Below are 13,712 nucleotides of genomic sequence, written 5' to 3'. Positions count from 1 at the left end.
CCCTCAACAAAGAGTAAAACGCTTTTAGCCGAACCCTTCGGGCAGCGTTTGCTGGCCATTTCTACTACGTTATCGGCTTCTCATGTAGGCTAGCTACACATCAAAGCCTCTGCCTTGTAGAAATCCCCAGCAATTCACTGCAAAAATCAGCTCGAAAGATCAACACGCCCTAGTAAAGGGCTAATTTAACGTGTGATTATGTGCGCTCTGCCAAGTATGCTTCGTAATCTGGGATCTCAATGATCACTTCTTCTTCAAGCAGTGAAGAGTTAAACAGGAAGTTAGCGGTAGCGCGGTTGGTGGCTACAGGGATGTTCCAAACACTTGCTATGCGAAGTAGTGCTTTTACGTCCGGGTCGTGTGGTACAGCATTCAATGGGTCCCAGAAGAAAATCATCATATCGATCTTGCCTTCAGAGATAAGCGCACCAAGTTGTTGGTCACCGCCCATTGGGCCACTGATCATACTCTTAATCGCTAAGCCTGTTTCTTTACTGAGTAGAGAACCTGTCGTGCCCGTTGCATAAAGGAAGTGCTTTTGTAGTTTTTCTTTGTTCTCTTTGACCCATCTTAATAGCTCAGGTTTGAAATGGTCGTGAGCGACCAAAGCGATATTCTTATGCGTTGGCATAGTACGCGTCGTTTTTTGCATGGATGTTCCCTAAATGATTGATTCGTTTTTATTGTTTTGAGTTCTTTAGTCAATATAGCACTAAGGATTCACACTGAATACCGGGCGAAACTCAGAAGGTGACAATGAGTCAGCGATAATTTGATCTTTGAGTGTTGCGGGTGTCAGTGCCTCAATCATGGGCGCGCTATGTTTTTCATAAGGTTGACCACGCAAGTAATGGGTGGCTTGCTTTACCGACAAGCGACCTTGTTCAACCATTTTATCTGTTGGTGCAAAAAGCACCTTGTTACGAAGCAAACCGCGGTAAATTCCGTGACTTAAGTAACTTGAAATTAACCCAATATCTTTGGTTTTACCCGCAGCTCTTAGTTCACTTATCGCAGCTTCAATCGCGACTGCACTTCCGACAATATATTGAATATCCGGTTGTTCGATGACTTGTTGTACCAAGTTTCTTTGCAGTTCTTTATCGTTGTCTGCCCAATAGCTGATCGCGATTTTGATATCGCTCGATTTGATTGCATCATAAAACCCGAGAGCTACAGGTTTAGTGCCACCGCTTGCTTGTGGGCCAAGTAATAGGGCGATAGGTGTTTCTCCTGACCCTTTTGGATGTCTTTTCGACAAAAACTCTCCGACTTGGAAGCCCATTTGATACCAGTCGACACCAACCGTGCCTTTTAATACTCTTTGTTGCTCGTTATTTACGGTTAACTCATTGACTGTGGCAAACACAGGGGTTGCTCCGACCCAGTTGGTCAGGTTCTCATGGTAAGCGTCAGGCGAAACGGTGCCTAAAATAATGGCATCAGCCCCCCATTGCGTGCAAAGCACCAGTTGTGAGGCTTGTTTAGCGACGTTGGGGTAACCGCCAGCTTCCAAAACTCTAAGTTCGACTTGTTGCTTTTCTGCTTCTGAGACCATTCCGTAGTTAACCGATAACCAATAAGAGTCTTTTAGGTGCGGATAAATGGCACAAATTTTTTCTTTTTGTGATGTGGCTTCTGCCGGTTTTATTGGGCTCAAAGGCTCACTAGCACTTGCTACAGTGGTGACTGATGCTAGTAATGAGAGAAGAATTTTTGAAGTTAAAGGTCTAGATAGCATGAATTGCCGTTTTATTGGTTTTAGATAAGAAACACTGCAAAATATAGCGTATTCTGCATGGGTAAAGAAGAACGTTTTAAGGTTTAGAGTTTATGTTGTTAGCTTCAGCGAGTATTGGACGCAAGCTACTGGCCTCATTCTTAGTGATGGCCCTGTTGGTTTTATTGTCTGCATTGATCGGTGTTTCTGGTTTTAGCTTTGTAGCAAAGACTGAAAGAAACGTCGTCGATTCTGCTCTTCCTGCCATGATCGAAGCTCGACAAGTATCTGAGTTGAGTAACCGTATTATTTCGTCGGTACAAACGCTTTCTAATGCGAGAAATGAAGCAGAAAGAAAAGAGGCGGGCACTATGTTGTTCGGTCAACTTGAGTCGCTTCTTCAGCATATCAAAGAACTTGGCGTCGACAGCTTTGATTCCCAACTTCTTAATAAACTCGAAAACAATGTCCAAAGTGTTATTAATACACTGGCTGAGTTGGGCGTGTCAGTTGAACGTAAGCTTTGGTTAAACAAGGAACTGTCTTCTCGTGTTGAAGAGATGCGTCTACTTGCGGAAGAGCTAGAACAGCTAACCCGAACCCAAGTGTTGAACACGGCCACCATCGCAGTTGCCAACGTTACACACATTTATGATCTACTAGAAACCAAGCAAACTGATAAAGCCTACCAAGCCTTAGATGCGCTTGTTGAGGTAGACCTTGATTTGTCTGAACGCTTGCATGAATTACATTTGTTGGCGTACAAAATGCTTAATCAAATTGAAGAAACGCAGACTGTCACTAACGTTGAACGTATTCATCAAATCCAATCTGAGTTTGAATCTAATCTAAGAATTATGGCGCGCCGTGTGAAAGCGGTCGAAGACCCGACTCGTTCAGCGCAGATGTCTCAGCTTCTTGAAGAATTAAGAAAACGCCAAGTCGTGTTCGATATATCGCTAGAACAATATGAGAACACCAAAAAATCTGAATTTCTGATGCAAAATACGCTTGAGCTGTTTTCGCAACTGAATACAACGGTTAACCAATTGATCGACGATTCGAATCTAAGTACCAAAAAAGCGGTTGATGAGCTGACTAGCACGCTGAATCTAGCTCAATGGTCGTTGTCGGTGATTTCGGTTATTGGCTTGGTTATCGTTGCCGTTATTGTGTGGCGAGTTGTTTATATCTCGGTGGTTAAACGTCTTACTGAATACTCTTCAGCTTTGATGTCTATCGCTCAGGGGCGCCTGAATATCGATATCTCGGTTAAAGGTAATGATGAACTGGCGCATATGGGTGAGGCTATTATTACAGCGAGAAACACGGCACAGGCGCTACAAGTGGTTGCCGTTGGAGAAGCGAAGGCGAAACGTGAGCTCGAAGAACATAAAGAGCACTTAGAAGAATTGGTCACCGACCGAACTTATCAACTGCAAAAAACCAATGAGAAGTTGAATGTCGAGGTGGAAAATCACGCTAAGGCTCGTAATGCCGCAGAACAAGCAAGCCGGGCTAAGTCCGCCTTCCTCGCGACGATGAGCCATGAAATACGAACACCGATGAATGGTGTGTTAGGTACGGCTCGATTACTTAAAGATACTGGGCTAGATCCTTTGCAATCGGGTTATGCCGATATCATTAACCGCAGCGGCAAGAATCTTCTCGCCATTTTGAATGACGTGCTTGATTATTCAAAGATAGAAGCGGGGCATTTAGAAATACGCACGGCTTCGTTTGATCTCTACCAAATGGTTAAAGATACCTACCAACTAATGGAGGGGCGTGCTGCTGAGAAGAAACTTAATTTCGATTTCCATATTGAAAGTAACGTACAACGTTATTGGCGTGGTGATGTAACACGAATCAGCCAAATTTTGAATAATCTGGTTGGCAATGCGATTAAGTTTACTGAAACAGGCTCAGTCGATATCTTTATCAGCTTAGATATAGAAGATGAAAATCGAGTGATGTTTGAAGTGTCAGACACGGGGGTTGGCATTGATAGCAAAGAGCAAGCTTGTCTGTTTGATGCATTCACCCAAACCGGTAGTGGTCGCAATAAAACTGGCGGCACTGGGCTAGGGCTAGCGATCAGCAAAAGTATCATGCAAGCAATGAACGGTGATATTGGTGTTCATTCCGAAGAAGGAGAAGGTAGCCAATTCTGGTTCTCAGTACCTTTGTTCGCGGGTGAGAAGATTGAAACGAAAGCACCGACTATTGAAGCTTGTATCCGTGCCAAAGTACTGTTGATTGAAGATAACCCTGTTAACTGCATTGTTGCTGAAGGATTTCTGAATAACCTAGGCCATGACGTTGTGATGGCGACAACAGGAGAAGAGGCCAGAGCTATATTCAGTGAGCAGGCGTTTGATATTGCGTTGGTAGACATCAATCTACCCGATTGTGATGGCATAGAGCTGATTCAACAGTTAAAAGCGATTCTAGAACAAACGTCCACGGCTGAGCCGCTAAATATACCCCCTATGGTGGCGGTGTCGGCGCATGTATTCAATGAAGAAGTCGAAAGCTATTTAGCATCAGGGTTCGATGGTTTCTTGCCTAAGCCGTTGGAGAAAGAGGCTCTTTCTCAGCTCATCGTTACTCAACTCGATGGTAAAGCACTGTTGTTACCACAGCCTGATCCGAACGATGCTGTTTGCAAACAAAACTATAAACGCGTAATTGAGAGTAACAGTGATGAACGGAACGCCACACTGATGGCAGATGTATTGGCTAATCACACGGCTACCATTGATGCTAAATATGATACAACTGATTCCCGAGACAGAGGAGGTGCTCCGGTGAAATTGATTGATTCCAAAGTGATAGAGGGTGATCTGTCGATTCTTGGATTAGAGAAAATGAAACAGATCGTGGCGCTGTTTGATGAAAGCAGTGACCTGACCTTGAATGAATTAGCTGAGGCGAGTCAAGCGGATGATGGGCGAGAAGTGAAGTCCTTGGCGCACAAACTTAAAGGATCAGCGGGTAGTTTGGGTCTATCAGCACTGTACAGCTTGTGTCAGAGCATTGAAGCAAGCGAAGAACCATTATTGCAGTATCGAGATAACGACCAAGCTTTATCGGAACTAGTTAAAGACTCGTTGAAGGCACTTGTGCCCTATGTTTCAGTTTAACGATGTGAGCCTGTTTTAAGCTTATACCTAATCTGCAAGCCAAATAAAAAATCCTCTGAACGACTATTCGTCAGAGGATTTTTTATAGCATGTGTACCAATGGTTCTTTAAGAAAGACTTACCAAGATTTCAAGCAATATGGCCGACGATTAAGGTGATATGACCGACGTTCAAGGCAATATAGCCGACGCTCGAGGCAATGTGCTCAATGTTCAAAAGCTAGAACCAAGGCCTAGCGCTTACTGGCTATCTATTTTTACTATCTATTCTCAAAACGGTTGTAATCCAATAAACCAAACTCAACCGGTTGATCTTGTTTATTCCAACGGTGAACTCGGTCGCTGAATGGCCAGAACTCAGGCGAACTGCGTCGTACTGCAAACTTATCCAGCAACGCGACGTAATCTTTTTCTGTGTCCAAGCTTTGCAGTGCTTTAACCAGAGTCGGTATATCGCGCTCAGTTAATGACAGATAAGCGGCAGGGTAGCTACCTACAACCCCACGTACTAGTGTTAAGTCGTCATTGGCGTAATCTCGATTACCCTCTTCATTGAACAGGCTTGAAATGTTGCTGTGAGCGTTATTGTGAATCATGGTGAACAGCTGCTCATCGCCGTTCTCGCTTTCAATCATGATCGTAACTAATTGAGGCACATGACGCAGACCAACTCCCTTAATCAAATTCACTTGTTTGAGCAGAGCTTCGTTTTTCCGACTGAAACCTGTTTCGACAATATCAAAGCGATTATCGAGGATCGGCGCGAGCTTATCTTTGATCATATTAAGCAGTTCACGCTTAGGATTTGTCGTTTTGTATATCACGTTGGTTGGCTGGTCAAAAGGTGCAATATTACGCTGCAAGTAGTCGCTCAACTGTGAGCTTTGGTTTTCATACCAACTTGAGTGTTCAATGTGTCGCACGTCTTTTGGAAGAAGGGTCAAGAAGTTACTCTCACCCTCAAGGCGCAAGAAGTCCATAAACATGCGGGTAATCAGTTGGTGGCCGAAGTTACCGTAGACATCAAAACCAGCAACGAGAAGGTAATGGATACGTTCTAGAAGGGCGTAATCAAGAATCCACGCTGTCTTGGGTTGTGGGCCAACTAAACCTTGAACAACTGAAGCGCTATCAAAGTGTCTAAAGATAGTAAGCGCGGCATTAGGGTTCGTGCCATTGCCATCCCAAATGATATCTGTGTCTAGATTTACTCCGCTATCAAACCATTGATTGGTGAAGTCTGATTTCGCATTAAGGTATCGAGCTTGCTGCTTCGCGTAGCTCACCCAGTTTGTGACAGGGACAGTGTTGCTTTCTAGTTCACTAGGCAGCTTTAGGTTTTGCTTCTGGTTGGCATAAAACTGATTAATTTCAGGCAGATCCGCTTTATCAGGATCGATGAATAGTACCCAGAATCTATCATTGATCACGTTGAGTGCCAGCTGCCCGCGACACACCGGCCCCTTGATAAAGGCCATGATGGTGTTTTGTGCATTGTCTAGCATGAAATGGAAGCGCGAGTTCACCGGAAGAGCTTCAAACGAAGTCATTGGATTCGCCGCGACGTCAATCGCGTAGCTAGGAAGTTGTTTGACAGCGTAACGAGCATCCACAAACCATGTGTTCCAATTGTTCAGGCGTTCTTCATTTAATGCGAAAGGCATGTGTGTTTTGTGGACGATGGTGCCTTGCTCTGGAATCAGGCGATAATAAACCCGATCCACTTTTGGATCGTCGTAAGGTCGACGAGTCGTGATGCGTTGAACCGCTTCACCAGGAGGCGTCGCAGAACGAACCAAGGTGAAGAAGCGTGTTGGCTGAGCTAAATCAGAGAAATAGAGGTGTGATAGAAACAGATGTTCATAGATATAACGTGCTGAAAGTTGGCTTTTATTGTCACTCTTGTTGAGAAAGCCCTCGTAGATTTCAACGAGCTCTTGTTCCGCATCATTCAGTGGAATATGGTCATTCATTAACGCGCCATTTTCCAACCAGCTCATTAAAGTCGCGTATTCCGTTTTATCTAAGTTCGGCATGCCATAAGGCATTCCCCACGTCGGGTAATCTCTTTCGTATTGAGCGTACTCTTCAATGGTCGGACACTGTTGGTCGCGATCGGTTGAAAAGTCGAAGCCTTCAAGTTGCGTTTGATCTGGAAGAGGGTGGTTTTCTTTTTGCATCAACATACGAGAAACAAGCCCAGCATCAAGGTTAGCCGTTGAATTCTGCATACGTTCGTTTAGCACTGGATGAAAATCCGCATCACGCCACTCTTGTGTGGTTATCGCGTCTTCAAACAGGCGGGTAGGGGCTGAGGCGGTTAAACGGGTGCCTTGATAAACGAGTGCCTTACTCGCCCCTCGGTCGATACCTTCAACTGAAGACATTTTTAGCTGGCAAGGTGCATCATAACAAGCGTGGCAAACAACACAGCGGCTATCAATGATAGGCTTTACTTCGTCAATGAAATGCTGTGCTTGAGATGAAAGAATAGGCGCTTGGCGATCACGGACTTGCTGTTCACCAAAGAGCTGATCGAAGTTCAACCCCGCGTAGACGGCACAACCTGAGAAGACGCTAACAAAAGCTAAAATGAAGAGTTTTTTCAAATTCATACGTATTAAAGATTAGGCATTTTCTCTAATTATATCGAAAATGATTGAAAAAGCTCATGTTCTGACTATTTTATAGATAAGATATTGATGTAAGTTATTTACTAGAGACTAGAGACTAGAGACTAGAGACTAGAGACTAGAGACTAGAGACTAGAGACTAGAGTTAGGCAACTATCTAATGATTGACGTAGCAAACCGAGAATGGAACAGATAATCGCTCGAACTCTTTGATCCATCGCCACTGGTTGTCTTGCAATTTATCGCCGGGCCCTTTGACCTCAATCCAATGAAATCCATCGTCCCTGAACGCAATCAAATCCGGCATCCCAGTTCTAAATAGCTTTAGCTCACTGAGCATCACTTTGAATAGATCGACGATTAAGGCGTTCGGAATAGCCTCCATACTGTGCTCAATGAGTGCTTTAGGGAAATGATTCCAATGAACGAATGGATTTGCGATACCGTATTTCAGGTCGTAGATATCAAGCAATTGGTTTAGTCCTTGCTCGGATATGGTTTGAAACACAGCCTGGATCTGTTCAGCTCGGTTGTCTATGAAGTCTGAATGGTACAGATCCAGAGGGCGATGTTGGTAACGATTAATAAATGCACTCTCAACGTCTGCGAAAATCACTTCCCAAAAGGCTAAGCCAAACAATCCACATAAAAAACTGTTCTCTGAAAAGTAGACTTCCCAACCTTGGTTTTCGAAATGTTGCTTCACCGCAAGTTCAACTCGCGTTTGGCTGAGGTCTAATTCCAGTTTTATCTCTTTGCAGTTCGGTTTTATAGTTCGTGAAACTTTGTGGCCCTGTTTCCGTAGTAGCCTGTTTTCAAGCTTAATAGCGACTTCCAGCTCTGATACATCTGATGGATTAGCTTTCATTTTCGTGACGATGTCACACATTGAGTTTAGCTCATCTTGCTTGTCATAGATGCGTGCAAGTCGTTCTCTGCTGGGGGGAAGTACGGATTGTTTGAACCAAAAGACAGCCTGGTCGTTTAGGTTTAACCTTTCTAGATCGCGAGCTATATCATTGATCAAACGAGATCGTTTTCTGGCAATGCTTCTGTATTCTGATTCTTCAGGGATCGAATTTAAAAGCAGTTCCAGAAACTCACCGTCTTTGCGGTCACCTTCTGAATACAAGCGTTGAATATCACGTATCTGGAGCAGTTGATTGAGCTGTTCTCTAGAGGTGAAGAAACGGCGCTGTTTGCTTAATGGGTAGTTTTCGAAGGTGTTGAGCCCAAGATCGCTAAGGACGAATTGGCTTAGGTCTTGATAAGTATTGGCAAAGAACAGTAGCAGCAAGACATCAATAACTTCAGATTTGACAACGTAAATACAATCGAACGACAAGTTTTGAAACTTATTAAAAGGTTGGTGATCGAGCAAAGCCAAGAGTTCGTCTTTCTTCGCTGTCTTATTGTTCATCAGAAATGGGAATGCGCTGAACAGCTCTGGTTTAGTCAGTAGATTCAATCCTAATTCGAGATCACTAATGACGAGGTTATGTTGCTCAGTAGAGTGGCTTAACGCAATGAAGTTCGATGCGTTTAGCTCTTGTAGTGCGCTTTTCAGATCTGGAATCTCAGAATAGTCGAGCTTATCACTTCGAAACCAGCAGCCTTTGCGAGAAAGCAAACGAATCATTAGACACTGGCTTGAGACTGAAAGACGTTTATATTCAGACAACCAACGGCATTCATCGTCACTCAGCAGATCGGGATAGAGTGTTTGAGCGTGTTCAATCAGTCGATTGAAGTTGTCGAGATAATAAGTAGGGGAGAGCTGAGGAGTGGTTTCTATCGTCAATGGGTTAGTCGCTTGATACAAAAAGAGCCTAACCTTAAGGTTAAGCTCTTTCTATTTTTAATCAATCGAGAACTGAATTAAGCGCTTGCTTGCTTAAGTTCTGTTGCTTTCGCTTCTGAGATTGGTTTAGTCACGATAGCTAGAACAATACACACGGCCATCATAGCAGCAGAGATTGTGTAAGCTAGGCCGTAACCTTCGCCATTCGTCATTGAGTAACCAACAACCGCAGCACCGATAGCGCCACCAATACCCCATGCCGTGTAAAGCACGCCGTAGTTAGTACCGTAGTTTTTCAGGCCGTAGAATTCTGCAGTTAGTGTTGGGAATACAGCTAGAAGTGTACCGTAACCAACAGCTGCGATAGCCGTACCAATGATTAGTGTGAATTCAGAGTTGAACGTAGCGAATAGAGCCATGTTCGCGCCTTGAAGGATGAACGCTAGAAGTAGAGTACGTACGCCGCCGATTTTATCTGCAAGCATACCCGCAGCAACACGGCCGCCTGAGTTGAATACAGCTAGGATAGACGCTAGGTAAACCGCGTTTGGTAGGTTCGCTTGAACGCTAGCAATCGTAGTGATGTTACCGATGATCATAAGACCAACAGAAGCAGCAAATGCGTACATGATCCATAGAGAGTAGAACTGAGGAGTCTTCAGCATTACTTTCCACGTTAGGTCTTCAGTCTTCTTAACAGCTTTAGGTGCTTGGCCTTCTTTTACTTTAGGCTCAGCTGGCGTGTAATCCGCTGGTGGGTTGTTGATCGTTGCCGCTAGAGGTACTGCGATTGCAAGTACACCAACACCAAGAATCATAAAGCTTGTTTGGATACCCATGCTATCGATTAGCGCAGAAGTTAGTGGTGCTAGGTAAATAGCAGCAAGACCGAAGCCTGCAGCGATTAGACCGTTAACCATACCTTTCTTAGAAGAATGGAACCATTTCATTGCTGATGGAGAAAGACATGCGTAACCGAAGCCGATACCAGCACCTGTCATCACGCCAAACGTTAGGTTTAGCATCATAGGAGTCGTAGCGAAACCAGAAGCAATCATACCTAGGCCAGTAAGCGCTGTACCAAGAATAAGGATCTTACGTGGACCCATACGGTCTTGTAGGATGCCTGCAACAAGAAGACAAACAGAGAATGTGATGGTTGCAATAGCGTAAGGTGAAGATGCTTCAGCAGCACTCCAACCAGCTTCAGTCACTAGCGCCTTGTTAAATACACTCCAAGCATACAGGATGCCAAGACAAAGGTTGATACAGAAGCCTGCTAGCAGGATACGTGATGCTTTATCAATCTTGCTCATTTTTATTCTCAGTTTTGTCGTTGGTCAGTGGTGAGCCACTTAACTAAAGACGGGTTATTGTGATTGTTTCTTCAAAATTAGTTTGCGTTTATCAACAGATAACGCAAAAGAGCGCGGATTATAACCAATAAAAATGTGATTGGAATCTCTTTTTCCATTTTTGGTAAATAAACTCAAAGTTGTTAATGGGTTGTTTTTTGTTGGTTTGTAAGTTGTGTTCAATACCTTTCTATTTTGTTCTTTTTAGCGCGGCGGGCTTATTTTTTAAGGGATTCTTCGATACACATTTCAGATTGTCCACGTATCCCGTGCGGATATCACAGAGTTACGAATTATTTTAAATATTTTCCAAAGTTAATTTTGTGTAACAAAATAAATCGAAATGACGCTTTATTTATATGAGACAAGGGTTAACGGAGGTTTATAAAAAACAGCATGTTAAATGATTGTTAACTTGTGTTTTTGTTAGCACCTTTGCTTACATTTTGTTCAACTTGAGGGGTTGTGTTGAACAAAAAAAGTGGGAAAATAGTACGCAAACTGAGATTCCAAATTTGAAAGGATGCGTTTCCAACCTATGGTGAGGCGAGTATTATGAAACTGTTTTTAATTTTATTGATGTCAATTTCTGGTGGTGTAGCGGCAGCTGACCATATTCACTCTTTCCTATTCGGCTTCTATATTGCGGCGTTAGCAGTTGGTAGTTGTTACTGGCTGGCATTCCGTAGCACGCGTTTCCCACAGTTGGCATTAATGCTATTGATGTGTGGCTTTTTTGCAAAAATTGCAGTGACCGTTATCGGTGTTTCTTGGGGTATCTCAAACGATATCATTCAATCGCCGTTCATTTTCTCATTGTCATACCTTTTCTTCTTGGTCGTAGTGACTTACGTTTGGTTTGCATACCGCGATAAGTTGACGCTTAAAAAGCGCGCTAAGCAGGTAGAAGAGTCTCGCAAACAAGCCGCTGTATAATTCAGAATTCTAAAAAGAAGCCTTCTTCGGAAGGCTCTTTTGATCTGGCCTCTCTTAACTCTATTATTTGGTTATGATTGCAGATAAAAGAAACCCCAGTATGGTGACATACTGGGGTTTTTTGTTATTCGAACGACTCGCTTTTACAAAGAAGGAATCGTTTATTTCTTCATCAACTTCGCTAGATCGGCAAAAGGGTTGTGGGTCGCTGATTGGTGGTCGTCTAAACGAGCCTTGGCATCAACGCCATAACGGTCATGATCCGTGTATTTTGAGTGTTCATGATCGTGACAGTAAAGGCACAATAGTTCCCAGTTACTTCCGTCTTCAGGGTTGTTTGTATGGTCGTGATCGACGTGGTGAACGGTCAGCTCTCTTAAGTTCGAGTAAACAAATTCACGCGCGCACTTACCACAAACCCATGGGTACAGTTTCAGTGCTTTTTCACGGTAGCCTTTCTCTTGGCGAGCGTACGCTGCACTCGAGCCAGTGTAATCAGAAGACATTGCCAAATCCTTATCAATTGTAATCTCCCGATTTTATCACAGCTTTCTTTAACCTGTAGGCATGTCGTGACTAAATCATGTTTCGTACTAACCGTTATGTGGCTTAGGTTTGATTGGACACTTATCTTTTACGTGTGCTATCTCATAAAGCAGGTTATTTCTTTCTGGAATAAGCCATGCTTAACAGTTTGAAAAGAAATTGTATTTAGGGGTTTTAACCAAGGGAGCGTGACCTAATATCAGTTAAAGCTACCCTATATTAATAAGGAAATATCATGTCAGAACAATACACACCGCCAAAAGTTTGGGTTAACGATACTGATGGTGGTAACAAGTGGGCAAATATCAATAGTCCTGAATCTGGCGCTCGCTTTGATAAAGAGCTTCCTGTTGGTGACCATGCTTTTCAATTGTATTCTCTTGGCACACCTAACGGTCAAAAAGTCACTATCTTGCTGGAAGAGTTGTTAGCGGCGGGTGTTAAAGAAGCTGAATACGATGCGTACTTGATCAACATCGGTGAGGCTGATCAGTTCTCTTCTGGCTTTGTCGGCGTGAATCCAAATTCTAAAATACCAGCACTTGTCGACAAGTCTGGTGACGAAGACGTCAATGTTTTCGAATCGGCATCTATCTTGATGCACTTAGCTGAAAAATTTGGTCATTTCTTACCAAAAGAAGGGGCTGCAAGAACACAAACCATTAACTGGTTGTTCTGGGCACAAGGTTCTGCGCCATTCCTAGGTGGTGGTTTTGGTCACTTCTACGCTTACGCGGATGAAAAGCAAGAGTACCCAATTAACCGTTTTGCGATGGAAGCTAAGCGTCAGCTAGATGTGTTAGACAAACAGCTCGCCAATAACGAATTTGTGGCGGGTGACGAGCTAAGTATCGCTGATATCGCGATTTGGCCTTGGTATGGCAACCTTGTGCTAGGCAAAATTTACGATGCAGCCGAGTTCCTACAGGTTGAGTCTTACACCAACGTTGTACGCTGGGCGAAGCAGCTAGAAGCGCGCGAAGGTTTCCAACGAGGTCGAGTAGTGAACCGTTCATTCGGTGAAGAGTGGGAGCAAGTCCCCGAGCGCCATTCTGCAGAAGACATTGACCGAGTTTTAAAGCTTAAGCCTTAGTTTTTTTGGAACGTGTTTTTGGGCAGATATACCCTATCGGTCTTAATGTTAATGGCTAATTGAAATGCTGTATCTCTAACGAGGTATGGCATTTTTTTGTATTAGGTACTGGAATGTTTCGCAGTTGGAATAAGGATCTCAAATTTGTTTTTTATTTAAAATTCAATTGGTTATTGGTGGGTGCTTTTATCGTTAAGACAAAAAACAATAGTCATCGAGGTGGAGTAAATCGATAAGATAGCGGTCCATTTTAAACTACGATTAACATCGCTCAATGAAAAAAAACATAATTGCGCTGGCTATCATATCCACGGCTCTTTCAGGATGTAATGACGATTCACGAACCTATGGTGGCACCCCTGACACATTGCCTCCAGCGGACATCATTCCACCAACGGATATTCTTCCGCCGACTGACATCATTCCGCCAACGGATATTCTTCCGCCGACTGACATCATTCCACCAACGGATATTCTTCCGCA

General features: G+C 43.6%; 11 protein-coding genes. 5 read left to right on the top strand and 6 right to left on the bottom strand.

Annotated features, from left to right (window positions below; all coding sequences use genetic code 11):
* Positions 1–196: 196 nt before the first annotated feature.
* Both AB6C75_RS20060 and torT read right to left on the bottom strand, forming a co-directional pair.
* Positions 197–652: a methylglyoxal synthase gene (locus AB6C75_RS20060; RefSeq protein WP_009844869.1), complete on the bottom strand. Its 456-nt coding sequence runs from the start codon at positions 650–652 to the stop codon at positions 197–199.
* Between the two features lie 60 nt (positions 653–712).
* The gene (torT, locus tag AB6C75_RS20055; RefSeq protein ID WP_372047887.1) at positions 713–1,660 is read right to left on the bottom strand and encodes a TMAO reductase system periplasmic protein TorT; all 948 of its coding nucleotides are present in this window, start codon (positions 1,658–1,660) and stop codon (positions 713–715) included.
* Between torT and AB6C75_RS20050 the strand changes: the two genes are divergently transcribed.
* Positions 1,605–1,769: a hypothetical protein gene (locus AB6C75_RS20050; protein ID WP_231847902.1), complete on the top strand. Its 165-nt coding sequence runs from the start codon at positions 1,605–1,607 to the stop codon at positions 1,767–1,769. The two genes, torT and AB6C75_RS20050, sit on opposite strands and share 56 nt — an antisense overlap.
* 64 nt (positions 1,770–1,833) lie before the next feature.
* Positions 1,834–4,866, top strand: a complete 3,033-nt coding sequence (gene torS / locus AB6C75_RS20045; protein ID WP_372108898.1) for a TMAO reductase system sensor histidine kinase/response regulator TorS — start codon at positions 1,834–1,836, stop codon at positions 4,864–4,866.
* Positions 4,867–5,125: 259 nt separating this feature from the next.
* On the opposite strand, the gene AB6C75_RS20040 is transcribed toward torS, so the two are convergent.
* From AB6C75_RS20040 to AB6C75_RS20030, 3 genes are all read right to left on the bottom strand, one after another.
* Positions 5,126–7,480, bottom strand: coding sequence for a fatty acid cis/trans isomerase (locus AB6C75_RS20040; protein WP_372108896.1), 2,355 nt, complete (start codon positions 7,478–7,480; stop codon positions 5,126–5,128).
* A gap of 175 nt (positions 7,481–7,655) precedes the next feature.
* Positions 7,656–9,320, bottom strand: coding sequence for a VRR-NUC domain-containing protein (locus AB6C75_RS20035; protein ID WP_372108894.1), 1,665 nt, complete (start codon positions 9,318–9,320; stop codon positions 7,656–7,658).
* Positions 9,321–9,376: 56 nt separating this feature from the next.
* Complete coding sequence (locus tag AB6C75_RS20030; protein ID WP_009844864.1) at positions 9,377–10,615, bottom strand: OFA family MFS transporter; 1,239 nt, start codon at positions 10,613–10,615, stop codon at positions 9,377–9,379.
* A 594-nt stretch (positions 10,616–11,209) separates the two neighbouring features.
* Here AB6C75_RS20030 and AB6C75_RS20025 point away from each other — a divergent pair.
* Entirely contained in the window at positions 11,210–11,590 is a 381-nt protein-coding gene (locus AB6C75_RS20025) for a hypothetical protein (RefSeq protein WP_012600906.1), read from the top strand.
* A gap of 161 nt (positions 11,591–11,751) precedes the next feature.
* On the opposite strand, the gene AB6C75_RS20020 is transcribed toward AB6C75_RS20025, so the two are convergent.
* Positions 11,752–12,096: a YajD family HNH nuclease gene (locus AB6C75_RS20020; RefSeq protein ID WP_004730279.1), complete on the bottom strand. Its 345-nt coding sequence runs from the start codon at positions 12,094–12,096 to the stop codon at positions 11,752–11,754.
* A gap of 275 nt (positions 12,097–12,371) precedes the next feature.
* Here AB6C75_RS20020 and yghU point away from each other — a divergent pair, with 275 nt between their 5' ends.
* Entirely contained in the window at positions 12,372–13,229 is an 858-nt protein-coding gene (gene yghU, locus AB6C75_RS20015; RefSeq protein WP_372108892.1) for a glutathione-dependent disulfide-bond oxidoreductase, read from the top strand.
* 274 nt (positions 13,230–13,503) lie between these two features.
* On the top strand, positions 13,504–13,712 hold a 209-nt coding region (locus tag AB6C75_RS20010), incomplete at its 3' end, for a hypothetical protein (protein ID WP_372108890.1).

Origin of the sequence: Vibrio sp. 10N.237.312.B06 (assembly GCF_041464685.1) — a bacterium.
Lineage (GTDB): Bacteria > Pseudomonadota > Gammaproteobacteria > Enterobacterales > Vibrionaceae > Vibrio > Vibrio tasmaniensis_A.
The sequence above is the reverse complement of the archived record's forward strand: the minus strand, read 5'-3'. Positions and strand labels throughout refer to the sequence as shown.

Coding starts and splice junctions, on each gene's coding strand:
- AB6C75_RS20060 (WP_009844869.1), bottom strand. CDS start 652: ATGCAAAAAACGACGCGTACTATGCCAACGCATAAGAATATCGCTTTG.
- AB6C75_RS20050 (WP_231847902.1), top strand. CDS start 1,605: ATGGCACAAATTTTTTCTTTTTGTGATGTGGCTTCTGCCGGTTTTATT.
- torS (WP_372108898.1), top strand. CDS start 1,834: ATGTTGTTAGCTTCAGCGAGTATTGGACGCAAGCTACTGGCCTCATTC.
- AB6C75_RS20040 (WP_372108896.1), bottom strand. CDS start 7,480: ATGAATTTGAAAAAACTCTTCATTTTAGCTTTTGTTAGCGTCTTCTCA.
- AB6C75_RS20030 (WP_009844864.1), bottom strand. CDS start 10,615: ATGAGCAAGATTGATAAAGCATCACGTATCCTGCTAGCAGGCTTCTGT.
- AB6C75_RS20025 (WP_012600906.1), top strand. CDS start 11,210: ATGAAACTGTTTTTAATTTTATTGATGTCAATTTCTGGTGGTGTAGCG.
- AB6C75_RS20020 (WP_004730279.1), bottom strand. CDS start 12,096: ATGTCTTCTGATTACACTGGCTCGAGTGCAGCGTACGCTCGCCAAGAG.
- yghU (WP_372108892.1), top strand. CDS start 12,372: ATGTCAGAACAATACACACCGCCAAAAGTTTGGGTTAACGATACTGAT.